This is a genomic window from Rhizobiaceae bacterium (assembly GCA_023953845.1).
GTDB lineage: Bacteria > Pseudomonadota > Alphaproteobacteria > Rhizobiales > Rhizobiaceae > Arvimicrobium.
Genome location: JAMLJC010000001.1, coordinates 2,077,683 through 2,102,214, shown reverse-complemented (window position 1 = coordinate 2,102,214; position 24,532 = coordinate 2,077,683). Strand labels below are relative to the sequence as shown.

Sequence of the window (24,532 nt, the reverse complement as noted above, 5' to 3'; positions counted from 1 at the left end):
AAGAAATGAGCGATACCGTACTCTGGCACAAGGACGAACAGGACGCCTTCGTCACCCTGACGCTCAACCGTCCCGACAAGATGAACGCCATGAACCAGGAGCTCGGCGACGCGCTGGAAGCGGCGGTCAGGCGGGCGGTGAAGGACCCGGACGTGCGCGCCGTCATCATCACCGGCGCTGGCCGCGCCTTCACCTCCGGCTTCGACCTCGGCGGCGAGGATTTCGAGATGGACGCGGAAGGCTGGCGCGAGGACATCGGCGCCAATATGCGCCGCATGCAGGTGCTGCGCGACGCGCCGCTGCCGATCATCGCCGCCGTCAACGGCTACGCGCTGGCCGGCGGGCTCGAGCTGATGATGTGCTGCGACATGGTGATCGCGGCCGAGGACGCCCTGTTCGGCGAGCCCGAGGTGCGCCACGTCTCGGCCCCGCCGACGCTGATGCTGCCCTGGACCGTGCCGATGATCCATGCGCGCCATCTCATGTACACGGGCGACCTGATCGACGGGCGCGAGGCCGAGCGCATCCACCTCGTCAACAAGGCGGTGCCGCGCGACCGGCTCAAGGCGGAGAGCGAGAAGCTGGCCCGCAAATGCGCCCGCATGCCGGGCGCGGCGATCAAGTTCGCCAAGGCCGCGCTCAATCACCAGCAGCAGACGGCGGGGCTCGACAGTTCGTGGACCTACAACCGCGAGACGACCGCGATCCTGCACGCCTCGGAAGAAGGGCGCTACTGGATGCGGCTGCTCAAGGAGCATTCGCTGAAGGAATTCCTGGCGATCCGCGAGAAGCCGTTCCGCGACCTCGACTGACGATCGATGGCGTCAGGCGTCATTCGCCGCATGATCGTGTCCGAAAAGTCTACAACTTTTCGGGATCATGCTCCATTAGCCGCATGATCGTGTCCGAAAAGTCTGCAACTTTTCGGGATCATGCTCCGGGCGCCTGACCGCCGCCCGCCTGCAACGCCTCGAAAATCCCGGCGTGGTTGCGCAAATAGCGCGACTGCACGATCTGCCCCTTGTCGGAAAGTTCGCCCCGGCCGCGGTCAGGCGGGGCCGACGCGAGATCGAACCGGGCGATGGCGGTCGAAGCGCCGCCATTCGCGGCGTTCCAGCTTCCAAGAAGCGCGGCGAGTGCGGCGGCAAGGTCCGGCTGTGCCTTCCCAGCCGCCGAGGCAAATGCCAGCGCCACGAGCCGGTCGCGGTTTTCCCCGGCGATGACGATGTCGTCGAGCAGCGGCGCGCAATGCGCCAGAAGACCGGCACGCAGGGGGCCGGTGCGCACCTTGACGCCGCTCGACAGCTTGAAATCCTCGGCCAGCCTGCCGTCGAAGGCGAAGACCTCGACACCGTCCGAGCGCCGGCGCATCACGGCCGCGTCTCCCGTCCGGTAGAAGCCGTGCTCATCCGTCGGAAGCGGGACGGTGTTTCCCTCGATGAGATAGCAGGGCGCGACATTCGGCCCGGCGACGCGCAGTTCGCGCCGCCCGTCGACATCAGCAAGGGCTATCGTATGGCCCGGCAGGGGATAGCCGAGCTCGCCGGGCCGCTCCAGCGGCGCGGGGGACAGGCAGATGGTCGAGGCCGCCTCCGTCGCGCCATAGCCGGAAAGGATCTGGAAATCGCCATAGCCATCGCGAAAGGCCGCGAGCCGCCGCCACAGCGCTGCGTCGATGCCCGCGCCGGCAAAGAAGATCGCCCGCAGCCTGCGCGTGAAGGCACGGGCTGCGTTGTCGTCGTCTTCCAGCCGGTCGAGCAGCAGGCGCAAGCCGAGCGGCACGGCGATGTGCAGCGTGGGCGAGACCTTTTCGATCAGCCGCACGGTGGCGTCCATGGCGCCGGGGCTCGGCGCGGCGTCGACATGCAGCGTGCCGCCGTTCCAGATCATCTTGAAGATGTTGTCGAGGCCGCCGAAGACATGATGCCATGGCAGCCAGTCGACCAGAACCGGCGGCTCCTCGCCAAGGAACGGCCACATGGCGACGATCGCCGCCTGATTGGACGAGATCATGCCGCGCGTGATGGGCACGCCCTTCGGCGCGCCGGTGCTGCCGGAGGTGAAGAAGATAGCCGCCCAATCGTCGGAGCTGGCGCCTCCAGTCTCGTCCGCATCGCCATCGGCGGCCAGTTCGGAGACCGCGAGCGCGCCCATGCCGGTGATTGCAGGATGCCTGTCGGGCGCGACGATCAGCCTGGGCTTCGCGGCCAGCAGGAACGGCTTCGTGGCGTCGTCATGCACGCCGTCACGGAACGGGAAAGGCGGCAGCGTCGCATGGACGAATCCGCCGGCGAGGCAGGCGAGCTTCAGCAGCAGCGCGTCGATGCCGGCGGGCAGCAGCGTCGCCACGCAGTCGCCCTTGCGCAGGTCGAACCGCGAAACCAGCAACCCTTTCAGGGCGAGGGCGCGCGGAACCGCCTCGCGATAGGTGATGTGACGCCGGTCTTCGCCGGCGGGTTCGGAGAGCAGCACCCTGTCCGGGGACGTCCCGGCCCAATGACACAGGCGCGCAAAGATATCGGGCAGACCGTCCGGCAGAGGGACCGAATTGCGGTAGATGACGCGGCCATCGGCCTGCCGCTCCTCGATCAGCGCCAGACCGTCGGCGAATATCCGCGTCACAGGCTCTCCTGCTTGCCGGCGGCGTCGATCTGCCGGGCCGCCAGCGCCTTCTCGTAGACGCTCGACTGATACGCGATGAGTTCCTCGAACGCCGCCGTCGCCGCCGTGGAATCGCCGGCCCGCAACGCCTCGAGTATGTCGGCGTGCAGGGCGACGACGCGGCCGCGCTCGCGGAAGCGGAAGGAGATCATGTTGGTGGCGGGGATGAGCGAGTCGTTGACCACCAGCATGATGAAACGCAACTCGTTGTTGCCGGTGGCCTGCGCGATGGCGTGGTGGAAAGCCACGTCCAGCCGGCAGAATTCCTCGTCCGAAATGTCCGCGCGCTCGAAGGCCTCGAGCGTCGCCTCTATGGTCGCGAGATCCTCCTCGGTGGCGCGCTCCGCCGCGAGCTGCACGCAGGTGCGGCCGAGGAAAAGGCGGGCCTCCACGATCTCGCTGAGCCCGAAGACGCCGAGCCCGACGAACCATGTCGTCATTTCCTGCAGCATCTGGCTGGCCGTCGTCAGCGACGGCGCGTTGACGAAGACGCCCCCGTTCGGACCGCGCTTGGACCGCACCAGCTTCTTGGCGGCGAGAATCTTGAGCGCCTCGCGAACCGTCGGCTGCGAGACGTTGAAGCGCCTCGCGATCTCGGTCTCCGAGGGCAGGCGCTCGGCAACGCTCAGCGTTCCCTGCACGATCTCCTGCTGCAGCGCCGTCGCGATCTGGTGCGCGAGGCTCCGCGTCGCCTGAATCTCCGGTATGACCTCCTCCCTCCGTCTCATCGTTCGCTGCCGTCTCGCTTCCCTTATTTAAATATTACAATATCGAAATTGTTGACCGGTGGCAAAAAAAATGCAAGCGTTCCTTGTCCGGTCGCACTGGAGAGTCTGCCGGGCAGCCTAACAATAAGAAGTTCTTGTGGGAACATAGGAGATGTTTCGATGAAGCTGACAAGGCGTGAATTCGCCGTCGCAGCGACGGCCGCGTTTGCCTCGATGGGCCTGCCGCGCCTGGCCTCGGCGCGGTCTCCGCTGGTCGTCCCGACCTATGGCGGTCTTTGGGCGAAGTTCTGGGAAGAAAAGCTGCTGCCGGGCCTGAAAGAGGCCACGGATGTCGAGCCGCAGCTCGATGTCGGCCTCGGCAAGGATTTCGTGTCGAAGATCCGCGCCGGCGGCGACCGCTCGCCCTACAGCATCTTCATGGGCAACGAGAACATCGCCGCCATCCTGCGCGCCGAAGGCTTCTTCGAGCCGTTCGACGTGTCGAAGCTGCCGAACGCCGCGAATGTCTATCCGCAATTCGTCAACAAGGACACCAACGGCATCCGCTCCATCATCTCCCCGATCGGGCTGGCCTACCGGACCGACATGGTCAAGACGCCGCCGACGTCCTGGCACGACCTCTGGGAGAACCCCGAATTCAAGGGCCGGACCGGCCTTTACCAGATCGGCAACACCGGCGCCGTCGTCTTCCTGCGCCTCGTCGGCGAGCTGTTCGGCAGCGGCCCGGACGATTTCGATACGGCCTTCGCCAAGATCAAGGAGCTTCTGCCCTTCTCGCAGGCATCGTGGAGCGGCGAGCTGTCGACGGCGCTGATGCGGGGCGACGCCATCGTCGCGCCGGTCGACTGGACCGAGATCATGGTGCTGCAGGACAAGGGGGCGCCGGTCGACATCGTCGCGCCGAAGGAAGGCGTTCTGGCCTTCGAGCAGTCCTTCAACCTGGTCAGGACGGGTGCGGAGAAGGACGCCGCCCACGCCTATCTCAACTATGTGCTCGACGCCAACGTGCAGCGCGACATGGCGAAGGCCTTCTACACCTCGCCCTGCAACAAGGCGTCGGAGCTGGACGACGAGATCCGCAAGCGGACGCCGATCGTCGGCGACCGCATGTCGGAGATCAGGAGCTATAACTGGGACAGCTACGTCGACAAGGCCGCCGACATCGCCGACCGCTGGAACCGCGAGATGGCGTGACGCTGCTCCCGAAAAACGCCGCCGGAGATTTCCCGTCTTCGGCGGCCCACGTGCAGGGTGGATGAGGTGGCCGGATGACTGCACTGACCATCGATCGTATCAACAAACAGTATGGCAGCCTGCACATATTGAAGGACATTTCCGTCCCGATCGCCCAGGGAGAGTTCGTTTCCCTCCTGGGGCCGAGCGGTTGCGGCAAGACCACCACGCTTCGGTGCGTGGCGGGTTTCGAACGGCCCGACAGCGGCCGCATCCTTTTCGGCGAGAAGGACATGACGCGCGCCCTGCCCGAGCAGCGCGACGTCGGCATGGTGTTCCAGTCCTACGCCCTGTTCCCGCATATGACGGTGGCGGAAAATCTCGGCTTCGGCCTCGAGGTGCGCAAGGTCTCGCCGGCCGAGCGCAAGCGCCGCATCGGGGACGTCCTTGCCATGGTGCGGCTGCAGGGCTACGAGCAGCGCTTTCCGCGCGAGCTTTCGGGTGGCCAGCAGCAGCGCGTGGCGCTCGCCCGCGCGCTGGTCATCGAGCCCTCGGTGCTGCTGCTCGACGAGCCTTTGGCCAATCTCGACGCTACATTACGTGACGAGATGCGCTTCTTCATCCGCGAGCTTCAGCAGCGCGTCGGCATCACCAGCATCTACGTCACCCACGACCAGTCGGAAGCGATGGTCATGTCCGACAAGATCGTGGTGATGAATGCCGGCGTGATCTCGCAGTTCGGGACGCCGCGCGACATATACGAGCGACCGGCGTCGCAGGCGGTGGCGGGCTTCATCGGCCGGTCGAACACGCTCTCCGGCAAGATCGCGGAGGTTCTGGGCGCGGACGCCTACAAGGTCGAGACCAGCGGCGGAACGATCGGCGCGCACGGTCCGGCGGGTCTGACAAAGGGCGCCGACGTCAGCGTGATGATCCGCCCCGAGAACATCCGCACCCGCAGGCAGGGCGAGCCGGCAGCCGCCTCGCCGGACGAGAACGTGCTCGCGGGCTCGGTGGCCAGCGCCATCTACCAGGGCAATGCGACGCAGCTGAAGGTGCGGCTGGCGAGCGGCGGCGACATGACGGTCGATGTCAGCGGACGCAATCCGCTGCCGGTCGGCGAACAGGTCGCGCTGGGCTTCGCGGCGCGCGACGCGTGGCTGCTCGCCGCATGAGCGCGGTCGAAGCCGCCCCGCGCGCAAGCGTCCGCCCGCCGGGCGTCGGCCGGTTCGGTCCCGCCTGGATGCTGGTGCCGGCGCTGGTGCTGCTGATCGGCTTCTTCGCCCTGCCCTACATCACCATCATCACCATGAGCCTGCGCGAGGCCTCGACCCGCGCGGTCTATGGCGACGGCTTCACCGTGGCGCACTACGCTACCGCGCTCGGCGATCCCTATATCTGGGGAATCCTCGGAAAGACGCTGCTGATCGGCGCGATCGTCACGGTGCTGACGCTCCTGCTCGGCTACCTGGTGGCCTATCACCTCGCAAGGTCGCGCTCCCGCTGGACGAGCCTGCTCTACATCTTCGTGCTCTCGCCGCTGCTGGTCGGGCTGGTGGTGCGCACCTTCGCCTGGATGATCATCCTCTCCAACAACGGCGTCGCCAACAAGACATTGATGACGCTCGGCGTGATCGGCTTTCCGCTCCAGCTCATGAACAATTCGCTCGGCGTGACGATCGCGCTGACGCACGTCTTCCTGCCCTTCATCATCCTGCCGCTGCTGGGCAACCTCCAGGCGATCAGTCCGGATCTCGCCATGGCGTCGCGCTCGCTTGGCGCATCGCGCATGCGCACCTTCCTGAAGGTGACCCTGCCGCTTAGCCTGCCCGGCATCCAGGCCGGCACGATCCTCGTCTTCGTGCTGTCGATCAGCGCGTATGTGACGCCCGCCATGCTCGGCGGCACGGGCGGGCGCACCATGTCGGTGCTGGTGGTGCAGTATCTGGTCGACAATTTCCGCTGGCCGGCGGGCGCCGCGCTCGCCATCATCATGGCCGGCGTGGCCGTTCTCGTCGTCGGGCTTTATCTCAGGCTGACGGCGCGCGCGATGCGGAGGCTGCCATGAAAGGTGCGGACGGCGTCGAAAAAACCGTCTGGGACCGGCTGTTCGTCGCGCTGGTGACCGCGATCTACATCTTCCTGATGTTCCCGATCGTGCTGGTGGTGCTGCTCTCGTTCAATTCCGGCGAGTTCCTGGCCTTCCCGCTGGAAGGCTTCTCGCTGCGCTGGTTCGAGTCGCTGTTCTCCAACAGCCGCTTCCTCGACGCCACCCTCTATTCGGTGCGCATCGCCGCCATCTCAACGCTGGTCAACGGCGTCATCGGCACGCTCGCGGCCATCTACGTCGCCCGCCATGCGGGACGGGGACGCGACCGGCTGAGGCTGGTGATGACAGGCCCGCTGCTGGTGCCGGAGATCCTGACGGCGATCGCGCTGCTCTTCTATTTCTACGAGATCGGCATCGGCACGGAATACTCGATCGGCATCCAGATCGGCCACATCGTGGTCACCTTCCCCTATGTGTTCCTCAACGTCTCGTCGGCGCTGTTCAATTTCGATCATTCGCAGGAGGAAGCCGCGCGCAGCCTCGGCGCGGGCGGATGGATGACCTTCCGGCGCGTGACGCTGCCGGCGATCAAGCCGGGCATCATCACCGGCTGCCTGTTCGCCTTCGTCATCTCCTTCGACATCTTCAACATATCGCTGCTCCTGAAGTCGGTCGGCAACAACACGCTCCCGCTCGAACTGTTCGACTATCTGCGCTTCAACTTCGACCCCACCGCAGCCGCGATCGCCTCGCTCAGCATATTTCTGACTTTCGCGGCTATCCTGGCCATAGACCGCACGGTAGGATTGCGGTCGCTGCGCTTTTGAGGTGGCGTGCCCCGGGGTATCGGCAGACACGCCCGCTTGACAAGCAAGGCGCCATGAAAAATACATTTCAATATCAGAATTATCGTCTGATCTTGCACTGAAGAAAGCAGCCGCCACGGGCTGCAAAGGGAACACGGTTTCACGACGGCAGGCGAAGCGGAAGGCATCCGTTGCCGCCGTCACAATGAGGAGGGACTTCCATGCAACGACATTTTTCGCTTCTGCGCGGCACCGCGCTGGTCGCGGCGTTTCTGGGCACCGGCGGACTGCTCGGCGCCGCGGAGCTCCCGAAATCGCCGGAAGTCGCCGAGACCGGCAAGCTCGCCATCGCCAACACGCTGGAATATGCGCCGTTCGAGTTCATCGATGAGAACGGCAAGCAGGTGGGCATCAACATCGAGCTCGCCGAGGAGGCCGCCAAGCTGCTCGGCGCGGAGCTTGAAGTGACGCGCATCCCCTTCCCGTCGATGATCCCGGGCCTCGCGGCCGGCCGCTTCAAGGTGGCCTGGGAGACGTTCGCGGCGACCGACGACCGGCTGAAGCAGGTCGATTTCGTCATGTTCATCAAGTCCGGCATCGTCGCCTCGACCACGGCCGACAAGGCGCCGCAGTTCCAGGGCGAGAACAATCTGTGCGGCAAGCGCGTCGGCGTCATCGGCGGCTCGGTTTCCGATTTCATCGCCGACCGGCTGAGTGGCGAGTGCAAGGAGAAAGGCCTCGCCGAAATCGAAAAGAGCGTGTTCCCCGAGGGCAAGGACATCATCCAGGCCGCCCTTTCCGACCGCATCGACGCCCGTCTCGACGACGCGACCGCGTCCGGATATTTCGAGGTCACCAGCAAGGGCCAGATGGTCGTGGTGCCCGGCCTCTACGACGTCGCCCCGCTCGGCATCGCGGTGCCGAAGGGCGACACGGAGACGGCGGAAATGCTGCGCGCCGCGCTCGAGGAGCTGATCAAGAACGGCACGTACAAGACGATCATGGGCAAGTACGGCATGACCAGCGCCATGATCGAGGAAGCCTACATCGTCGACAGCGCCGACAAGATCCGCCAATAGCGGGTGCGGGCCTGGCGCGACTCGACCGTTCGCGCCGGGCCGACCTCATCCTTGTCGAAAGGTTGACGGAATGTCGAAAGCCGAACCGCAGGCTCCCGTCGAGACGCTGGTCGTCGTTCCGGTCCGCCACTACGGCCTGTGGATCGGCACGGCGGCGGTCATCGTGCTGCTGGCGCTGCTCGTGCAGGCGCTGGCGACGAACCCGGCTTTCGACTGGCCGACCGTCGGCAAATATCTCTTCCACCCCTCGATCATGCGGGGCCTCGGCCAGACGCTGGTGCTGACCGTCGTCATCATGGTGCTGGCCATCGTCATCGGCACGATCGTGGCCATCATGCGCCTGTCGCCGAGCCGCATCCTGAACGCCTTCGCGAGCGCCTATATCTGGTTCTTCCGCGGGGCGCCGGCGCTAATACAGCTCATCTTCTGGTTCAACCTGTCCCTCGTGGTCCGCGAGTTCTCGCTGACCCTGCCTTTCGTCGGCACGATATTCTCGGTCAAGACCAACGACTTCATGACGCCTTTCGTGGCGGCCGTCGTGGCGCTCTCGCTGCATGAGGCCGGCTATATGGCCGAGATCGTGCGCGCCGGCATCAAGTCGGTGCCGAGCGGCCAGACCGAAGCCGCCGGAAGCCTCGGCATGAACCACCGCCTGATCCTCAGGCGCATCACCCTGCCGCAGGCCATGCGCTTCATCGTGCCGCCGACCGGCAACGAGACGATCAACCTGCTCAAGACCACCTCTCTCGTCACCATTATCGCCGTCAACGACCTGCTCTATGCCGCGCAAAGCATCTATGCGCGCACCTTCGAGACGATACCGCTGCTGATCGTGGTGGCGTTCTGGTACCTGTTCGTGGTCACGCTGCTTTCGATCGGGCAGCATTACATCGAGCAGTATTATGGAAGAAGCGACCAGCAGCAGTCGGGCGCGGCGCGCGGCATCCTGCGGCGCGCGTTCAAGCTGGGAAGGACGGCGCAGCCGGCATGACAGCCAAGGCGGAAAATCAGGCGCGTTTCGGCGTCCCGGCCAATTCGATGGTATTCGCCAAGGGCGTCCGCAAGTCCTTCGGAACCGTCGAGGTGCTGAAGGGCATCGACCTCAACGTGCCGGCAGGCTCCGTCGCCTGCATCATCGGCCCGTCCGGCTCCGGCAAGAGCACGTTTCTGCGTTGCATCAACCATCTGGAAGAGGTGAATGGCGGCGTGCTGCTGGTCGATGGCGAATTCGTCGGCTACGATTTGCGCGACGGCAAGCTCTACGAGGTGAAGAACAACCTCCTCTGCAAGCGCCGCGCCGACATCGGCATGGTGTTCCAGTCCTTCAACCTGTTCTCGCACATGACGGCGCTGGAGAACCTGATCGAGGCGCCGATCACGGTGAAGGGCATGCGCAAGAGCGAGGCCAGGGAGATGGCCCATGCTCTGCTGGAGCGGGTAGGGCTCGCCGAAAAGGCCGGCTATTATCCCCGCCAGCTTTCCGGCGGACAGCAGCAGCGCGTCGCGATCGCGCGGGCGCTGGCGATGAACCCGAAGGTTCTCCTCTTCGATGAGCCGACGTCGGCGCTCGACCCGGAACTCGTCGGCGAGGTGCTGGTGGTCATGCGCGATCTGGCGGAAAGCGGCATGACCATGGTGGTGGTGACGCACGAGATCGGCTTCGCCCGCGAGGTCGGCGACCAACTCATCTTCATGGATCGCGGCGTTGTGGAAGAGCGCGGCGTGCCGAGGGAGATGATCGCCGATCCGCAGTCGCCGCGCACGCGCGAGTTCCTGTCACGCGTGCTGTGAGCGAACGGACGGCGCTCTCACGCAACCGCTATCTTGCGGCCTGCCGCGCGGTCGACTTCGACGGCCAGCAGGTCCAGCATCTCGTCCATATCCGGCCGCTCGGCCACCGTTATGCGCAGCCATTCCGGCAGGCCGTAATCCTCGTTCGAGCGGAAGACAAAACCCTGTTTCGCGAGCCGCGCCACGGTTTCCTGCGCCCAGCCGGCCGGCGCGCCCGGCAGCCGCGCAAAGGCGAAGTTGGCGACGCTCGGGGCAAGCTCGAAACCGAGCGCGCCGAGACGCCCGTGGAGGTATTCGCGCTCCTCGGCCGTGCGCTCGCGGACCTGCCGCACGAAATCCTGCGCGGCAATCGCCACGATCGCCGCCGCCTGCGCCATGCCGTTCACATTGCCGATGCCGCGCACATTGTTGAGCGCCGTCGCCATTTCCGGATGCGCATAGGCCCACCCGGCCCGCGCCGCCGCGAGGCCATAGGCCTTCGAGAAGGTGCGCGTGACGACGATGTTCGGATGCCGGTCGGCAAGCTCGAACATCGCCGCCGACAGGGCGGGATCGACATATTCCGCATAGGCGGCGTCGAGCACCAGCACGATATGCGAGGGCAGTTCGCGCGCCAGCCGCTCAACGTCTTCGAACGGCACCGCGACGCCGGTGGGATTGTTGGGATTGGCGAGGAAGACGACGCGCGTCGCCGGCGTGACCGCCGCCAGCAGCGCGTCGATGTCGACGGCGAAATTTTTCCCCAGCGGCGCCTCGACGGCCTTTGCGCCGATTCGATACGCCACGATGGCGAATTGCAGGAAGGAATAGGCCGGGAACAGGATCTCGTCGCCGGGCCGCGCATAGACGCGGCCGACGGCGTCGAGCAGTTCCTCCGAACCGTTGCCGCAGACGACGCGCGCGGGGTCGAGGCCGAACTGCTGCCCGATCGCCACGCGCATCAGCTTGCAGCCGGGGTCGGAATAACGGTGCACCGTCTCCGCCGAAACCTTGATGGCCTCCACGACGCCGGGCGGCGTTCCGAGCCAGCTCTCGTTGAGGCCGAGATTGACGATGCGCCTGGCCCCGGACGTGTCGATCGGCTTGACGACGGTCAGGGTGCGGGATGCAAGATAGGGCACGGGACGTGACATTTGGTTCCTCGAACTCGGCTTGTTGGGCATCGCATCGTCAGCGGTCGGGCGCGCCGACGAGTATCCTTGTGTAGAGCGACCGGAAGCGCTTCCGCTCCGCGGGCGGTTCCCTGAAGCAGGTGGCGTAGTATCCGATCTGCTGAAAATAGGTGATGCGGGCGCGGATCAGGCTCTCATCGGCGTCATAGCCCATCGCCCGGAATGCCCGGACCAGCAGCGCCATGCGAAGATCGTCCTGCGCCCTGATCTCCCTGGCGACGGCCGCGGCGCTGCGCGCCCAGTCCCGGACGGCAAGGTCGAGCTTCGGATTGAAGGGGTTCTCACTGATCCAGACGCCGGTCACGGCATCGAAGAAGGCAGGGCCGTCGACGGGATCGCTGCCGGCCAGCTTCTCGAAAGGCGCGCAGTTGCAGACGCGCCACTCCTCCAGCAGGCTGCCGAGAAGGTCCTTCAGGTTGCTGAAATGGAAATAGAAGCTGCCGCGGGTCACCTTCAGCTGCCTGGACAGGCGATCGATCTTGACGTTGGCAATGCCTTTCTTTTCCAGCATGGCGGTAGCCGCGACGATCCACGCCTCGCGCGACAGTGTCCGGCGCGTCGCGGCTCGATCGGTCCCGGCTGCCGCCTGTTTCATCGTGCTCTCACGGCAGATTGCCGAAGCGTTCCAGCATCAGCGCGAAGAAGCCGTCGGCATCGATGCGCCTCAGCACGTTGCAGTTCTTGCGCCGGCCGGTGACGTGCCACCAGTCGACGACCGTCATGCCGATCGTCTCGGGCGACATCAGTTCGATGGTGACGTTGCACTGCTTCTGCTCGTAGAGATGCGGCGCGAGCAGGTAGCCGGTCACGCAGGCGTCGTGGATCGGGCGCGCCTCGGTCGGAAACTTGTGCGAGCCGTATTGCCGGTAGAAATCGGCCATGTTCGCCGCCTCGATCGCCGAGCGCGTGCCGAGCGCCCTGAGCTTCTGCAGCCATTCCGGCGTCATCTGGGCGGTATAGGTGCAGTCGATGCCCGCCATGGTCACCGGCGCGCCGGAGTCGAATACGACGCTCGCGGCATGCGGATCGACCCAGATGTTGAACTCCGCCGCCGGCGTGGCGTTGCCGCCCTCGAAGAAGCCGCCGCCCATCAGCACGACCTCGCGGATGCGCGGTATGATGCGCGGCTCCATCACCATGGCCATGCCGAGATTCGTCATCGGCCCCAGCGTGCAGACCGTGATCTCACCTTCCGGCGCGGCCATCAGCGTGTCCACCAGGAAATGGACGGCATGCTTCTCCTGCAGCGGCACGGAAGGCTCGGGCAGCACGCAGCCGTCTATGCCAGTCGGACCGTGGACATATTCGGCCGTCTTCAATTGCCTGACCATCGGCCGCGGGCAGCCGGCATGGACCGGCACGTCGGAGCGGCCGGCGAGCTCCACGATCTGCTGCGCATTGCGCGAGGTCAGCGCCAGCGGGACGTTGCCGCCCACCGTGGTGAGCGCCAGTACCTCCAGCTCCGGCGAACCGAGCGCGAAGAGGATGGCAAAGGCGTCGTCCTGACCGGGGTCGGTGTCGATGATGATCTTGCGGGCGGCCATCCAGTCTCCTTTCCTGCTGCCGGCAACATACAGTACTGTATGCTATTTTCAAGCCGTGATAAGCCGCATGAAGAGCGCCCTCGCCGAGCGCGTATCGCGGACCTCACCGAGGCCTATCCGCGCCCGGGAAGACCCCCCGTTTCACCTGACGCGCGCAACGGGCGAGCCGCATACGCGACGAATTGCCAATTGCACGCAAGTGTTGCCGAGCGTAGCCGGGCAGGACGGGGTCGAACCATGCGGACAGCCTTCCTGAGCGACATCCACGCGAACCGCGAGGCGTTCGAAGCCGTGCTCGACGCCGTGGAGCGCGTCGGCGTCGACCGGATCGTCATTCTGGGGGACGTCGTCGGCTACGGTCCCGATCCCGAGCATGCGGTCGAGACCGCCGCCGCGCTGGTGGACAGGGGGGCCGTCTGCCTGCTCGGCAACCATGACGAAGCCGTGCTGTCCGGCCCCCGGGGCATGAGCGAGAACGCCCGTATCGCAGTGAACTGGACACGCGGCAGGCTGGAGCGCGCGCATCTCGACTTCCTTGCAGGGCTGCCGCTCACCCATGAGGAAGACGGCGCTCTCCATGTCCATGCGAGCGCCGACGAGCCGGCGCGCTGGCATTATGTCGACAGTTGCTCGGCGGCCGCGCGGAGCCTGTCGGCCACCTCCGCCCGCCTCATCGTCTGCGGCCACACGCATCTGCCGGCGATCTTCTATGCGCGCCCCGGAGCAACGCCGACGCATTTCCGCCCGCTCGACGACAAGCCGGCGCCGCTGCTTTCGGTGCTGCGGCATGTCGTCGTCGTCGGCTCGGTCGGCCAGCCGCGCGACGGCAACCCCGCGGCCTGCTTCGGCCTGCTCGACACGCAGGAGCGGGCTTTCACCATGATGCGCGCGCCGTACGATGCCGAGCGCACGGCGCGGAAGATCGAAGCGGCCGGCGACCTGCCGAAGTGGCTCGCCATGCGGCTTCTCGTGGGGCGGTAGGGAGACGTCGCGATGGCCGCACTCGAACCAGGCATGGAGATCGACGGCTTCCGGCTCGAAGCGAAAATGCCGTCCGGCGGCATGGCGTCGCTGTGGCGGGCGAGCCATCCCGACTTCGCCCATCCGGTGGTGCTGAAGGTTCCGTTCCTCGATCCCGGCGAGGACAGTTCGGTGATCATCGGCTACGAGGTCGAGACGATGATCCTGAAGCGCCTGTCGGGGCCGCATGTGCCGCGCTATTGCGGCAGCGGCGATCTGGCGCGCATCCCCTACATCGCCATGGAGTTCGTCGAGGGCACGAGCCTCGCATCTCTGACCGGCGAGCCGCAGCCGGCCGAGGAAGTGGCGCGGATCGGCGGGCTGGTGGCGCGAGCGCTCGGCGCGATCCACCGGCAGGGCGTGGCGCATCTCGACCTCAAGCCGGAGAACGTCATCCTCGCCGGGCGGGGCGCGGTCCTGCTGGACTTCGGGCTTGCGCGCCATGCCGAACTGCCCGATCTCCTCGGCGAGGAGAGTTCCGTGCCGATGGGCACGCCCGCCTATATCGCGCCCGAGCAGGTGCTGGGCGAGCGCAGCGACCCGGCGAGCGACATCTTCGCGCTGGGCGCGATCCTGTATCAGCTCGCCACGGGGATCGAGCCGTTCGGCCGGCCGGCGACGACGGCGGGCATGAAGCGGCGGCTCTATCACGCCCCGGAAGACCCCCGCAGCGTCAACGCGTCGGTGCCGCACTGGCTGGAGACCGTCATCCTCAACTGCCTCGAGGTGGACCGCTCCCGCCGCTATGCGGATGCGAGCAGCGCGCTGTTCGACCTGACGAATCCCGACCAGGTGGTGCTCCGCCGCGGCAAGCCGGCATCGCGTGGCTTTCTTGAGCGGCTGACGGCGTGGTTCCGCAAGGTGGACGAGCGGGCCCTGACGGGGCAAAGAGCGGTGAAACACCGGGTCGTCGCCCCGTCGGTGATCCTCGCCGCCGTCGATCTGGCGCACGGCAGCGATGCCCTGGCCGAGGAAGTGCGCGCCGAAGCCATGCGCCTGCTGTCGTACCGGCCGGATTCACGTCTGGCCTGCGTCTCGGTGATCAAGACGGAGATCATCCGCGAGACCCCCGACCGCGACGCAGAGGGGCGGTCGACCTATGTGTCGCGCCTCGTCCTGCTGAAAGACTGGGCGCGGCCGATCGGCCTGTCGGACGACCGGCTCAGCTACCACGTCGTCGAGGCGGTCAGCCCGGCCGACGCCCTGCTGCGCTATGCGGAGCGCAACGACGTCGGCCACATCGTGCTCGGCGCGCGGGCCTCCTCCGCCTTGCGACGGCATCTCGGCTCGGTCTCCACGCAGGTCGTCGCCGAAGCGCTGTGCTCCGTGTCGGTGGTCCGCATCAAGCAGGTGGAGGTGCAGGCGCGAGCGGATGTTCCGGCCTGAACGGCACGCGACGTTGTCGCCTTCCGTAGACCGGAAGGATCATCCAGGACTGAAATCGCTGAGAAACCGGTGCTTGGCATAGCCAAAATGGTGCCCAGGAGAGGACTCGAACCTCCACGCCTTGCGGCACACGGACCTGAACCGTGCGCGTCTACCAATTCCGCCACCTGGGCAGGTGTGCCGCGCCGATGTAAGGGGGCGCGGCGACGCTGTCAACACGCCAGCCCCGCGAAATTTCGCGTGCCGGCCTCGTTTCGACGCGGAGCGGTTCCGCGTTCGCCCAGGCGTCCGAAATCCTCGATTCAATCTAATCCAGAGGGATAGAGCGAATCCAAAGGAGAGGGGCGAATCCCGAGGGAAGAAGCGAATCGTGAAGGAAGAGGCCGTCGCGAACGGAAAACACGCAAACGGCCTTCCCGAAGGCCGGTCGCACTGCCCGCCCGATACCGTTGATACGCATGGGCGGATGGCGCTACGCCAGCACCTCCTTCGAGGCGACGGTCGAATCGGCGTTGAGGCGGTAGACGATCGGCACGCCGGTGCCGAGCTCCAGCTTGACGATCTCGTCGCCGCTCATGCCGTCCAGCGCCATGATCAACGCACGCAGCGAGTTGCCGTGCGCGGCGACGAGCACCGTGTTGCCGCGCAGCACGTAAGGCTGCATGACGTGCATGTAATAGGGCCAGACGCGCGCGCCGGTGTCGCGCAGGCTCTCGCCTCCGGGCGGGGAGACGGCATAGGAGCGGCGCCAGACATGCACCTGCTCCTCGCCCCATTTGGCGCGGGCGTCGTCCTTGTTGAGGCCGGACAGGTCGCCATAGTCGCGCTCGTTCAGCGCCTCGTTGCGGATCGTCTTCAGCGTGCCCTGGCCGACCACGTCCAGAATGTGCTGGCAGGTCTTCTGCGCCCGCTGAAGCGAGGAGGTGAAGGCGATGTCGAATTTCAGCCCGCGCGCCTTGAGCTTCTCGCCGGCGGCCAGCGCTTCGGCATGGCCCTGCTCGGTGAGATCGACGTCGCGCCAGCCGGTGAACAGGTTCTTGAGATTCCATTCGCTCTGGCCGTGGCGCACGAGCACGAGGGTGCCGGACATGAAAGAACTCCTATGAGAGGTCACGAAGGATAGAAGGATCGACGCCCATGGCAGCAGCGATCCGTGAAAAATCGTCGGCGTTCACCCTGAACAGCGATTTTCGAAAGTACATGCCCCAGTGCTGCCGGTCGTTCACGAAGGAAAGGCTGTCGAGCAGCGGATAGACGTCCGCCGGCCGCGCGTCCAGCCAATGCATGCGGCGATACCAGCCGGTCTGGCTGGGTGTCATCAGACGTTCGGCCGGTTCGCCGGGCTCGACCACGCCGACCGCCGTAAATTTGCGGCACTCCGCTCCGTCGCGGATGCCCTCGCGCGGCGAATAATAGATCACCCGGTCGCCGGGGAGGATGCGTTTCGCCGCGTCGTGGCGGCCGTGGGCGAACATGGCGAAGCCGTCGCGCACGGCGACGGCGATATGGCGAGCGGCGGCAACGCCGATCCAGCACGCCGCCATCAGAGCCCGAGGACGTCACGCATGGAATAGAGGCCGGGCTTGCGGCCCTGCGCCCAAAGCGCCGCCTTCACCGCGCCGGAAGCGAAAAGCGAGCGGTCCTCGGCATGATGGGAGAGCACGATGCGTTCGCCGCCGCCGGCGAAGATCACGGAATGCTCGCCGATGACCGACCCGCCGCGCAGCGTGGCGAAGCCGATCGTGCCCGCCACGCGCGCGCCGGTGACGCCGTCGCGGACGCGGACGCTGTTTTCCCTGAGGCCGATGTCGCGACCCCTCGCCGCCGCCTCGCCGAGCAGCAATGCCGTGCCGGACGGCGCGTCGACCTTGTGTCGGTGATGCATCTCCAGCACCTCGATGTCGAAATCCTCCGGCCCGAGCGCCTTCGCCGCCTGCTCCACCAGCGCGGCGAGCAGGTTGACGCCGAGGCTCATATTGCCGGACTTGACGATGGTCGCATGGCGCGCCGCGGCGGCGATCTTCGCGTCGTCCTCCGGCGTGCAGCCCGTGGTGCCGATGATGTGGGCGATGCGGGCCTGCGCGGCATAGCCGGCGAACTCGACGGTCGCGGCGGGCGCGGTGAAATCGAGCACGCCGTCGGCTTTGGCGAAGACCGGCAGCGGATCGTCGGAGATCGCCACGCCGAGGGAGCCGAGGCCGGCCAGCTCGCCGATATCCTTGCCGAGTTGCGGAGAACCAGGCCGCTCCACCGCGCCGACGATCCTGACGCCTCGCGTCGCATGAATGGCGCGCGCCAGCGCCTGCCCCATGCGGCCCGCCGCGCCAACGACCACCAGACCCATGTCGCTCATGCGTTTCTCCCTGCCTTCGTCTTCCTGCCCTGCGTGTCGTCGGTCAGCCCGAGCCCGCGTTCGTTCTGCGCGCGATGGAAGCGGGCGTAAAGCCCGTTCGGATCGGCAAGCAGCGAGCGGTGCGTGCCCTGCTCGACCACGCGGCCGTGATCCATGACGAGGATCTGGTCGGCATTGACAACGGTCGAGAGGCGGTGCGCGATGACGATGGTGGTGCGGCCCCGCATGACCTCGGCAAGCGCGATCTGGAGCCGCGCCTCGGATTCGTTATCGAGCGCGGAGGTCGCCTCGTCGAGCAGCAGGATCGGCGCGTTGCGCACAATGGCGCGGGCAATGGAAATGCGCTGGCGCTGCCCGCCGGAAAGCGTCGCGCCGTTCTCGCCGACCAGCGTGTCGTAGCCCTGCGGCTGCTGGCGAATGAAGCCGTCGGCCTGCGCCTGGATAGCCGCCTGTTCGATTTCGGCGTCTGTGGCGTCGGCGCGGCCGTAGCGGATGTTGTCGCGGATCGTGCCCTCGAAGAGGTAGGGCTGCTGCGAGACATAGGCGATCGCGCTGCGCAGCGAATGCTTGGTGACGCCGGCAATGTCCTGACCATCGATCTCGATGCGGCCGCTGTGGACATCGTAGAAGCGCTGGAGGAGGGCGATCAGCGTCGACTTTCCCGCGCCCGACGCGCCGACGATGGCCGTGGTGGAGCCCGGCGCGACGCTGAACGACACGTCGCGCAGCACAGGCGGGCTCTCGGCATAGCCGAAGGAGACGTCCTCGAAACGCACCGCGCCCTGCGTCACCCTGATTTCGGCCGCGCCCGGCACGTCGCGCTGATGCGGCTTGATGTCGAGTATCTCGTAGATCATGCGGGCGTTGACCAGCGCGCGCTCGAGATTGACCTGCAGGCGCGCCAGCCGCCGGGCCGGGTCGTAGGCGAGCAGCAGCGCGGTGATGAAGGCGAAAACCGCGCCCGGCGGCTGCTGCTCGAAGGCCGCGCGATAGCCGGCATAGGCGATGACGCAGGCGATGGCGAGGCCGGCGAGCACGTCGGACACCGGGCTGACGCGCTCCGACACGCGTGCGATCTTGTTGGCGCGCGCCTCGGCGTCGACCACCAGCGAGTCGATCTTCGCCGAAAGCTGCTCCTCCATGGTGAAGGCCTTGACGATGGCGATGCCCTGCGTCGCCTCCTGCATGGCGCCGATGAGGCGCGAATTGACCTCGACGGATTCGCGGGTGACGCGGCGCAGCCGGCGCATGATCTTGTAGACGGCGAAGCCGAGCGGCGGGCCGATCAGCAGCGCGAAGGCCGACAATAGCGGGTCCTGCATGACCATGACCGCGATCAGCGCGACGAGCGAGACGAAATCGCGCATGACCGAGGTGAGCGTAATGCCGAGAAGATCGCGTATGCCGTTGACGTTCTCGTTGATGCGCGCGGCCAGCCGGCCCGAACGCTTCTCGGAGAAATAGTCCACGCCGAGCTTCATCAGATGCGCGAAGACGCGGCGCTGGTAGCGCGCGACGAGGCTGTTGCCGATGCGGGCGAGCGTCACCGCCTGCGCGTAGGTGGCAATGCCGCGAATGGCGAAGGCGGCGAAGATCGCGCCGCAGATCAGGAGCACCAGATCCTGCCGCTGACGGACGAACAGCTCGTCGATGACGTCGCGCATGATCCAGGCGCTGAAGGCGGTGGTGGCGGCGATGGCCAGCAGGCAGACCGCGGCGAACAGATAGTGCCAGCGATATTCCCGGCCGCTGTCGGCGAAGATCCGCCTCAGCGTCGCGAAGACCTCGCCGGGATCGGCCCGGCGGTCGCCGCGCGGCCGTGTGTCTGCGGGGATGTGCTCTGCCATGCCTGCGCCATATTTCGCCAGCGCCGTCTTATCTTCCCCGGCGGCGTTTGCCTATGGCGCGAATGCACGGAATGCGTGAAGAATTCGTCAGCCGCGCCAGCGGCGACCGTCGGTGCGGACGCCGAAGCGCTCCGGCGTCTGGGCAAAGGCGGCGAGGCCGGCGAGCGCCGCCAGCGGATGCACCATGACATAGACCGGCATCTCGCGCATCAAGGCCTGATGCGGCGCCTTGTCCTCGAAGGCGACGCGGAAGGCGCCGGACTTCAGCGCGGGCACGATTTTCTGCGCGATGCCGCCGGTCAGGAAAACGCCGCCCTGGCTCATGAAGACCATGGCCAGATCGCCCGCCGTGCGGCCGAGGCAGGTGACGAACAGTTCCAGCGCCTCCACGGCAAGCGCGTCGGATTTTTCCAGCGCGGCGGCGGTGACTTCCGCCGGGGTGGTGAAGCGCGCGGGCGCGTTGCTGGCGACGGCGACAGCGCGATAGACGTTCATGATGCCGCGGCCGGACAGGATCTGCTCGCCGGAGATGCGGCCGTCGATCTTCTCGATATGCGGAAACACCTGGTATTCGCGCGGCGTGCGCGGGCCGATGTCCATGTGGCCGCCTTCGCCCGGCACGGGCAGCCAGCGGCCGCTGAACTGGAGCAGGCCGGCGACGCCGAGACCGGTGCCGGGACCGAGCACGACGCGCGGCGCGCCCTCCTCCGGCACGCCGCCGCCGATCTTCTCCATATGCTCCTCGCCGAGCGCGACGACGGCCAGCGCCTGCGCCTCGAAATCGTTGAGCACGACGATATCGGAGAGGCCGAGACCGGCGGCCATCACCTTCGGCTTCACCACCCAGGGGCAGTTGGTCAGTGCGATCTCGTCGCTTTCGACCGGCCCGGCCACGGCCAGCACGGTCGATTTCGGCCGTATGTCGCTCGCCTCGTGCACCGTCGCGCGGATGGCGTCGTCGATGGTGGGAAAATTCGCCGTCTGCACGATGGGGAAGTAGACGGGTTCGGAGACGGGATCGCTGACCACGGCGAAGCGGGCATTGGTGCCGCCGATATCGCCGATCAGGATCGGAAAGGCCAGACTTTCGTCCCCGCCGCTCGCTTGCATTCCGGTATCCCCCTCCACGGCTCGACTGCCGTGCGCATGCCGACCAGCCGGCAACAGCGTCATTTCTAGCCGGTTGAGTCCCGTTGAAAAGGGCGCCGCGTCAATTTCCGGGGCGTTCGCGCGGGAGAGGGATGCTGATCTTCGGCGTCGGCGCGAAAGAGTTCGCCGAAACCGGCTCGTCGGGTATGGCGACCATGGCGGGTTCGTCCGCGACCTCCGGCGCCACGGCCGCAACGGCGGTCCCGTCGCCGCCCACCGTCACCGCCGCCTCGGATGTCGGAGACGGCATGGCGAGCACGGCGCGGCACTCCCTGGGCAGATTGGCCATGGTCATCACGTCGCGGGCTTTCGGCGCGTCGGGGTTCTGGTTCGGCTTCCAGGGCTCCGCGGTGAACCACCACGCAAGCGACTTGTCGCAGCCGTCGCCCGGCGGCGGGGCGGATTGCTCCTTGCAGCCGCTGGAGCCCGGCTGGCAGCCTATGCGGATATGGAAATGCGCGTCGTGGCCCCAGAAGGGCCGCACCTTGCGCAGCCAGCCGCGGTCGTCGCCGGCAGTCTCGCAGAGCTTCTTCTTGATGCCGGGATGGACGAGGATGCGCTCGACCTCGGGATAGCTCGCGGCCCGTTTCAGCACGCGCATATAGGAAGCGTCCCAGAGCCGGTCGTCGACGGTGAGGCCGCCCTTCCTGATCAGCGACCGCTGGTCCATGGTCTCCCGCTCCGCCGCGCTCAAACGCCGGTTGGGCATGGGGGTGAACCAGATGTCGGCGTCCAGCCCGATCTGATGGGAGGCATGCCCGGTCATCATCGGGCCGCCTCGCGGCTGCGAGATGTCGCCGAGCAGGAGGCCCGGCCAGCCGTCCTTCGGCACGTCGCGAGCGAATTTGTCGATCAGCGCGATCATGGCCGGATGGCCCCAGCGCCGGTTGCGGGACAGGCGCATGGCCTGCCAGGTCGGGCCGTCCGTGGCGATGGCGACGCCGCCGGCGAAGCAGCCCTTGCTGTAGAAGCCATAGGATTTCGGCTTCCCCGACAGCGCCGGCAGCTTTTGCGAACCGAACAGGTTCTTGGCCAGATCCTGTGAAAAAGCCTCGCCGGCCACCGGCAATGCAATGGAAAGCGCGGTTGCAACCACAACCGCCAAGCGCCAGATCGTTCTCATTCGTCCCACCTCGTCCCGCTGCCCCGCGACACGTCATCCACCCCCGAACCGACCTTCGCCCGCTCCGGTTAGCGAAGCGTTAACCTCGTCAGCCCCGGATCGGGCTGCGCGCCGGCCGCTGCTCCGAGCCGCGCCAGTTCCCGTTCCGCCACATCGCGTCGAAGGCGATCCTGTAATCGAGAAACTGGAAGCGATATCCCGCCTTTTTGATGGCGGAATTGGAGATGCGCTTCACCTCGCCGTAGAACGAGCGCGCCATCGGCGACAATTCTGCCGTCTCGAACGGCTCCTCCGGCGGAGGCGGCACGCCCATCAGTTCGGCGGCATAAGCGACGACGTCCTGCGGCGGCGAGGGCTCGTCGTCGGAGACGTTGAAGATGCCGCCCTGCCGCTTTCCGGCCAGCATCCAGAGCGCACCGGCAATGTCGTCGACATGGATGCGGTTGAAGACCTGACCGGGTTTTACGAGACGCTTCGCCGTACCGGCTTCCAGATTGACGAAGGCGTTGCGGCCGGGGCCGTAAATGCCTGAAAGGCGCAGCACGGCGACGGGAACGCCTGCCGCCTCCCCGGCCGACAACCAAGCCTTTTCCGCCTCGACACGTTCCGCCGAACGGCGCGATTTCGGCCGGCATGCGGCGGTTTCGTCGATCCATGCACCCTGATGGTCGCCATAGACGCCGACCGTCGAAAGATAGCCGATCCATTCGAGTCCCGGCATTGCGCTCCGCAGATCGCCGAGCGCCGCCAGCGCCGGATCGCCCGCCTCGCGGGGCGCGATGGATATGACGAGATGCGTCGTCTCCCGCAGCGCTGCCGTCGCTTCGCCGGAGAGCGGCGCGCCGTCGAACAGTAAAGGAGAGACACCGCTGCGCCGGAGCACGCCGAACTTTCCCGACGAACGCGTCGTGCCGAAAATGTGGCGCGCGCGGCCATTATTGGCTTCCGCGAAAGCGCGCGCCGAGTAGCCCGCGCCGAAGATGAAGACGGTTCCGATGCCCATTTCCCAGCCTTACGGCGCTTCGTATGCCGACGCCAGAGTCGGCGGCAATTTCAAGCTCCGCACCGGAACTGAACACCGTTCACAGGCGTTCGCTTCGATCACGAAAAGTTGCAGAGGTGATTCGACTCGTGAACATCTGCCACATTCTCGCCGGGTGAGAGCCGCATTCCGTGCCCCAATCCTGCCTAGGCCGCCTCCGTTAACTTTTGCAACGGAGCCCAGTCAGTCAATGTTCCAACGGACTGCATATGCGGCTGGCACGATGCTCGCCGCAGGCGTCATCGTGCTCGCCACCGCCGGCATGGCGTCGGCACAATGCGGCCGCGCCTCGTGGTACGCCCTCTATTCCAAGACCGCTTCGGGCGAGCGGATGAACCCGTCGGCGATGACCGCCGCGCACCGCTCCCTGCCCTTCGGCACCAAAATCGCGGTGACCAACAAGAACAACGGCAAGACCGTCGTGGTGCGCATCAACGACCGCGGTCCGTTCATCAAGGGCCGCGTGCTCGACTTGTCCAAGGCCGCCGCGCAGAAACTCGGCTTTGTCGGCGCCGGCCACGCGCCGGTCTGCATGGCCCGCCAGAGTTGATCCGTCAACGGCCGAGGCGTGCGGCAGCCGTCTCGGCCATGGCGTCGGCGAGAGAAATCCCCCACTCACTCCGGCAATAGGCGCGGAAGTCGAAGCAGGGCAGGCCGGGACAAACCTCGAACTCGATGAGATGCACGGTGTCGTCCGGCTCGACGCGCAGGTCGATGGAGAACACGTCGCGCAGGCCGAGGCCTTTCATCAGCGCTGACGCGATCTCCCGGATCTTCCGGTCAGCCACCGGCTGCGACGCGGCGACCGGCAGAAGCTCCGGCTCGGCATAGGTTCCGCCGGCCCTGGCCGCCGCGCCCGTATCGCCATAGAGCGCGAGGCTGTCGGCCATGGTCTGGAAGTCGCCACCGGACTCCACGAAGAACACGCCGAGCCGGTCGATGCCGGCCTCGGGTTCAACCGCGAGAAAGCTCGCGCGGACATTGCGACCGGGCACGTAGGGCTGCACGACGACGTCGTCGCGGTAGGCGGTGAAGACGCGGCGGCTCAGCTTTTCGGCGTGACGGATGTCGTCGCAACGGGAATCCGGCCAGATGCCGATCTTGGCGCCGAGCCGGTTCGGCTTGACGAAATGGCCGTGCGCCGATTGCGACGCCGGCACGAGCCAGACGCCGTCGCGGCACAATCCCGCCTCCGGCACCGGCAGTCCGAGGGCGCGCAGCACCGCGCCGGAGCGGAACTTATCCTGGCAGAGCGCGAAGAGCGAATCGTCCGCGCCGACGGTGCGATGGCCATGGAGCCGCGCCAGCGCCGGGGCCGCGCCGCCGCGGAAATAGGCGATGCCGTCGGTCAGCGTCCAGACCAGCGCGCGGCCCGGCTGTCTTGCGCGCAAGGCTTCCGCCGCATCGTCCAGTTCCACCGGGACGAAAGCGATGTCGTGCCGCGCGCAGGTGTCGCGAAGCGCGTCGAACTCCGTTGCGAGATCGGTGGACTGGGCGAGATAGGAGGCGATCTCGCCGGCGGCGACGGCATCGTAGCCTTCCGTGCGCAGCCGCGCCTCGCACGCCGCGACGGGCTCGTGGACGAGAAGCAGTTCCGGCCGGGACATC

24 protein-coding genes and 1 tRNA gene are annotated in these 24,532 nt (G+C 66.6%); 11 read left to right on the top strand and 14 right to left on the bottom strand.

The window, feature by feature from the left end; all coding sequences use genetic code 11:
- Positions 1-5: 5 nt before the first annotated feature.
- The gene (locus M9955_10280) at positions 6-812 is read left to right on the top strand and encodes an enoyl-CoA hydratase/isomerase family protein (protein ID MCO5082027.1); all 807 of its coding nucleotides are present in this window, start codon (positions 6-8) and stop codon (positions 810-812) included.
- Between the two features lie 118 nt (positions 813-930).
- Here the strand turns inward: M9955_10280 and M9955_10275 are convergent, their stop codons facing one another.
- Both M9955_10275 and M9955_10270 read right to left on the bottom strand, forming a co-directional pair.
- The gene (locus M9955_10275) at positions 931-2,622 is read right to left on the bottom strand and encodes an AMP-binding protein (protein MCO5082026.1); all 1,692 of its coding nucleotides are present in this window, start codon (positions 2,620-2,622) and stop codon (positions 931-933) included.
- Positions 2,619-3,389, bottom strand: coding sequence for a FadR family transcriptional regulator (locus M9955_10270; GenBank protein ID MCO5082025.1), 771 nt, complete (start codon positions 3,387-3,389; stop codon positions 2,619-2,621). Before M9955_10270 ends, M9955_10275 begins: the two co-directional genes overlap by 4 nt.
- Before the next feature lie 159 nt (positions 3,390-3,548).
- On the opposite strand from M9955_10270, the gene M9955_10265 reads away from it, so the two are divergent.
- The 7 genes from M9955_10265 to M9955_10235 all read left to right on the top strand — a co-directional run bounded on the left by M9955_10265 (position 3,549) and on the right by M9955_10235 (position 10,288).
- Entirely contained in the window at positions 3,549-4,583 is a 1,035-nt protein-coding gene (locus M9955_10265; protein ID MCO5082024.1) for an extracellular solute-binding protein, read from the top strand.
- A gap of 74 nt (positions 4,584-4,657) precedes the next feature.
- The gene (locus M9955_10260; GenBank protein ID MCO5082023.1) at positions 4,658-5,737 is read left to right on the top strand and encodes an ABC transporter ATP-binding protein; all 1,080 of its coding nucleotides are present in this window, start codon (positions 4,658-4,660) and stop codon (positions 5,735-5,737) included.
- Positions 5,734-6,630, top strand: coding sequence for an ABC transporter permease (locus M9955_10255; GenBank protein MCO5082022.1), 897 nt, complete (start codon positions 5,734-5,736; stop codon positions 6,628-6,630). Before M9955_10260 ends, M9955_10255 begins: the two co-directional genes overlap by 4 nt.
- Positions 6,627-7,439 carry an ABC transporter permease gene (locus tag M9955_10250; protein MCO5082021.1) on the top strand — a complete coding sequence of 271 codons (813 nt, stop codon included), beginning with the start codon at positions 6,627-6,629 and terminating at the stop codon, positions 7,437-7,439. Before M9955_10255 ends, M9955_10250 begins: the two co-directional genes overlap by 4 nt.
- Before the next feature lie 200 nt (positions 7,440-7,639).
- On the top strand, positions 7,640-8,497 hold the full coding sequence (locus M9955_10245) for an ABC transporter substrate-binding protein (GenBank protein ID MCO5082020.1): 858 nt from the start codon (positions 7,640-7,642) through the stop codon (positions 8,495-8,497).
- Between the two features lie 70 nt (positions 8,498-8,567).
- Positions 8,568-9,488, top strand: a complete 921-nt coding sequence (locus M9955_10240; GenBank protein ID MCO5082019.1) for an amino acid ABC transporter permease — start codon at positions 8,568-8,570, stop codon at positions 9,486-9,488.
- Positions 9,489-9,535: 47 nt separating this feature from the next.
- Positions 9,536-10,288, top strand: a complete 753-nt coding sequence (locus M9955_10235) for an amino acid ABC transporter ATP-binding protein (GenBank protein MCO5082018.1) — start codon at positions 9,536-9,538, stop codon at positions 10,286-10,288.
- Positions 10,289-10,305: 17 nt separating this feature from the next.
- Here M9955_10235 and M9955_10230 read toward each other — a convergent pair whose 3' ends face one another.
- From M9955_10230 to M9955_10220, 3 genes are read right to left on the bottom strand one after another with little or no spacing between them, the layout of a single operon-like run.
- On the bottom strand, positions 10,306-11,421 hold the full coding sequence (locus M9955_10230; GenBank protein MCO5082017.1) for an aminotransferase class I/II-fold pyridoxal phosphate-dependent enzyme: 1,116 nt from the start codon (positions 11,419-11,421) through the stop codon (positions 10,306-10,308).
- Between the two features lie 37 nt (positions 11,422-11,458).
- Positions 11,459-12,055, bottom strand: a complete 597-nt coding sequence (locus M9955_10225; GenBank protein MCO5082016.1) for a TetR/AcrR family transcriptional regulator — start codon at positions 12,053-12,055, stop codon at positions 11,459-11,461.
- A gap of 7 nt (positions 12,056-12,062) precedes the next feature.
- Positions 12,063-13,004, bottom strand: a complete 942-nt coding sequence (locus tag M9955_10220) for a nucleoside hydrolase (GenBank protein ID MCO5082015.1) — start codon at positions 13,002-13,004, stop codon at positions 12,063-12,065.
- A 237-nt stretch (positions 13,005-13,241) separates the two neighbouring features.
- On the opposite strand from M9955_10220, the gene M9955_10215 reads away from it, so the two are divergent.
- A complete protein-coding gene (locus tag M9955_10215; GenBank protein MCO5082014.1) occupies positions 13,242-13,985 on the top strand; it encodes a metallophosphoesterase in 744 nt (247 codons plus the stop codon).
- A 12-nt stretch (positions 13,986-13,997) separates the two neighbouring features.
- Positions 13,998-15,410 carry a bifunctional serine/threonine-protein kinase/universal stress protein gene (locus M9955_10210; GenBank protein MCO5082013.1) on the top strand — a complete coding sequence of 471 codons (1,413 nt, stop codon included), beginning with the start codon at positions 13,998-14,000 and terminating at the stop codon, positions 15,408-15,410.
- Positions 15,411-15,498: 88 nt separating this feature from the next.
- Here the strand turns inward: M9955_10210 and M9955_10205 are convergent.
- The 8 genes from M9955_10205 to M9955_10170 all read right to left on the bottom strand — a co-directional run bounded on the left by M9955_10205 (position 15,499) and on the right by M9955_10170 (position 22,885).
- Positions 15,499-15,583, bottom strand: a tRNA-Leu gene (locus tag M9955_10205).
- A gap of 299 nt (positions 15,584-15,882) precedes the next feature.
- On the bottom strand, positions 15,883-16,500 hold the full coding sequence (locus M9955_10200) for a 2,3-bisphosphoglycerate-dependent phosphoglycerate mutase (protein MCO5082012.1): 618 nt from the start codon (positions 16,498-16,500) through the stop codon (positions 15,883-15,885).
- Positions 16,501-16,510: 10 nt separating this feature from the next.
- Entirely contained in the window at positions 16,511-16,954 is a 444-nt protein-coding gene (locus tag M9955_10195) for an EVE domain-containing protein (GenBank protein MCO5082011.1), read from the bottom strand.
- Positions 16,954-17,763 carry a 4-hydroxy-tetrahydrodipicolinate reductase gene (dapB, locus tag M9955_10190; protein ID MCO5082010.1) on the bottom strand — a complete coding sequence of 270 codons (810 nt, stop codon included), beginning with the start codon at positions 17,761-17,763 and terminating at the stop codon, positions 16,954-16,956. The genes M9955_10195 and dapB overlap by 1 nt, the downstream gene beginning before the upstream one ends.
- Positions 17,760-19,610, bottom strand: coding sequence for an ABC transporter ATP-binding protein/permease (locus M9955_10185; protein ID MCO5082009.1), 1,851 nt, complete (start codon positions 19,608-19,610; stop codon positions 17,760-17,762). The genes dapB and M9955_10185 overlap by 4 nt, the downstream gene beginning before the upstream one ends.
- A gap of 87 nt (positions 19,611-19,697) precedes the next feature.
- Positions 19,698-20,720, bottom strand: coding sequence for a glucokinase (locus M9955_10180; GenBank protein MCO5082008.1), 1,023 nt, complete (start codon positions 20,718-20,720; stop codon positions 19,698-19,700).
- A 100-nt stretch (positions 20,721-20,820) separates the two neighbouring features.
- Positions 20,821-21,882 (bottom strand): penicillin-insensitive murein endopeptidase, encoded by a 1,062-nt coding sequence (mepA, locus tag M9955_10175; protein ID MCO5082007.1) that lies wholly within the window; start codon positions 21,880-21,882, stop codon positions 20,821-20,823.
- Between the two features lie 88 nt (positions 21,883-21,970).
- Positions 21,971-22,885: an SDR family oxidoreductase gene (locus tag M9955_10170; GenBank protein MCO5082006.1), complete on the bottom strand. Its 915-nt coding sequence runs from the start codon at positions 22,883-22,885 to the stop codon at positions 21,971-21,973.
- A gap of 262 nt (positions 22,886-23,147) precedes the next feature.
- Between M9955_10170 and M9955_10165 the strand changes: the two genes are divergently transcribed.
- The gene (locus M9955_10165; protein MCO5082005.1) at positions 23,148-23,474 is read left to right on the top strand and encodes a septal ring lytic transglycosylase RlpA family protein; all 327 of its coding nucleotides are present in this window, start codon (positions 23,148-23,150) and stop codon (positions 23,472-23,474) included.
- 4 nt (positions 23,475-23,478) lie between these two features.
- Here M9955_10165 and M9955_10160 read toward each other — a convergent pair whose 3' ends face one another.
- Positions 23,479-24,531, bottom strand: coding sequence for a D-alanine:D-lactate ligase-like protein (locus M9955_10160; protein ID MCO5082004.1), 1,053 nt, complete (start codon positions 24,529-24,531; stop codon positions 23,479-23,481).
- Position 24,532 lies beyond the last annotated feature (1 nt).

Excerpts from the sequence above, each read along its gene's own strand:
- M9955_10280 (MCO5082027.1), top strand. The coding sequence starts at position 6 with ATGAGCGATACCGTACTCTGGCACAAGGACGAACAGGACGCCTTCGTC.
- M9955_10270 (MCO5082025.1), bottom strand. The coding sequence starts at position 3,389 with ATGAGACGGAGGGAGGAGGTCATACCGGAGATTCAGGCGACGCGGAGC.
- M9955_10265 (MCO5082024.1), top strand. The coding sequence starts at position 3,549 with ATGAAGCTGACAAGGCGTGAATTCGCCGTCGCAGCGACGGCCGCGTTT.
- M9955_10260 (MCO5082023.1), top strand. The coding sequence starts at position 4,658 with ATGACTGCACTGACCATCGATCGTATCAACAAACAGTATGGCAGCCTG.
- M9955_10255 (MCO5082022.1), top strand. The coding sequence starts at position 5,734 with ATGAGCGCGGTCGAAGCCGCCCCGCGCGCAAGCGTCCGCCCGCCGGGC.
- M9955_10250 (MCO5082021.1), top strand. The coding sequence starts at position 6,627 with ATGAAAGGTGCGGACGGCGTCGAAAAAACCGTCTGGGACCGGCTGTTC.
- M9955_10245 (MCO5082020.1), top strand. The coding sequence starts at position 7,640 with ATGCAACGACATTTTTCGCTTCTGCGCGGCACCGCGCTGGTCGCGGCG.
- M9955_10240 (MCO5082019.1), top strand. The coding sequence starts at position 8,568 with ATGTCGAAAGCCGAACCGCAGGCTCCCGTCGAGACGCTGGTCGTCGTT.
- M9955_10235 (MCO5082018.1), top strand. The coding sequence starts at position 9,536 with ATGGTATTCGCCAAGGGCGTCCGCAAGTCCTTCGGAACCGTCGAGGTG.
- M9955_10230 (MCO5082017.1), bottom strand. The coding sequence starts at position 11,421 with ATGTCACGTCCCGTGCCCTATCTTGCATCCCGCACCCTGACCGTCGTC.
- M9955_10225 (MCO5082016.1), bottom strand. The coding sequence starts at position 12,055 with ATGAAACAGGCGGCAGCCGGGACCGATCGAGCCGCGACGCGCCGGACA.
- M9955_10220 (MCO5082015.1), bottom strand. The coding sequence starts at position 13,004 with ATGGCCGCCCGCAAGATCATCATCGACACCGACCCCGGTCAGGACGAC.
- M9955_10215 (MCO5082014.1), top strand. The coding sequence starts at position 13,242 with ATGCGGACAGCCTTCCTGAGCGACATCCACGCGAACCGCGAGGCGTTC.
- M9955_10210 (MCO5082013.1), top strand. The coding sequence starts at position 13,998 with ATGGCCGCACTCGAACCAGGCATGGAGATCGACGGCTTCCGGCTCGAA.
- M9955_10200 (MCO5082012.1), bottom strand. The coding sequence starts at position 16,500 with ATGTCCGGCACCCTCGTGCTCGTGCGCCACGGCCAGAGCGAATGGAAT.
- M9955_10195 (MCO5082011.1), bottom strand. The coding sequence starts at position 16,954 with ATGGCGGCGTGCTGGATCGGCGTTGCCGCCGCTCGCCATATCGCCGTC.
- dapB (MCO5082010.1), bottom strand. The coding sequence starts at position 17,763 with ATGAGCGACATGGGTCTGGTGGTCGTTGGCGCGGCGGGCCGCATGGGG.
- M9955_10185 (MCO5082009.1), bottom strand. The coding sequence starts at position 19,610 with ATGGCAGAGCACATCCCCGCAGACACACGGCCGCGCGGCGACCGCCGG.
- M9955_10180 (MCO5082008.1), bottom strand. The coding sequence starts at position 20,720 with ATGCAAGCGAGCGGCGGGGACGAAAGTCTGGCCTTTCCGATCCTGATC.
- mepA (MCO5082007.1), bottom strand. The coding sequence starts at position 21,882 with ATGAGAACGATCTGGCGCTTGGCGGTTGTGGTTGCAACCGCGCTTTCC.
- M9955_10170 (MCO5082006.1), bottom strand. The coding sequence starts at position 22,885 with ATGGGCATCGGAACCGTCTTCATCTTCGGCGCGGGCTACTCGGCGCGC.
- M9955_10165 (MCO5082005.1), top strand. The coding sequence starts at position 23,148 with ATGCTCGCCGCAGGCGTCATCGTGCTCGCCACCGCCGGCATGGCGTCG.
- M9955_10160 (MCO5082004.1), bottom strand. The coding sequence starts at position 24,531 with ATGTCCCGGCCGGAACTGCTTCTCGTCCACGAGCCCGTCGCGGCGTGC.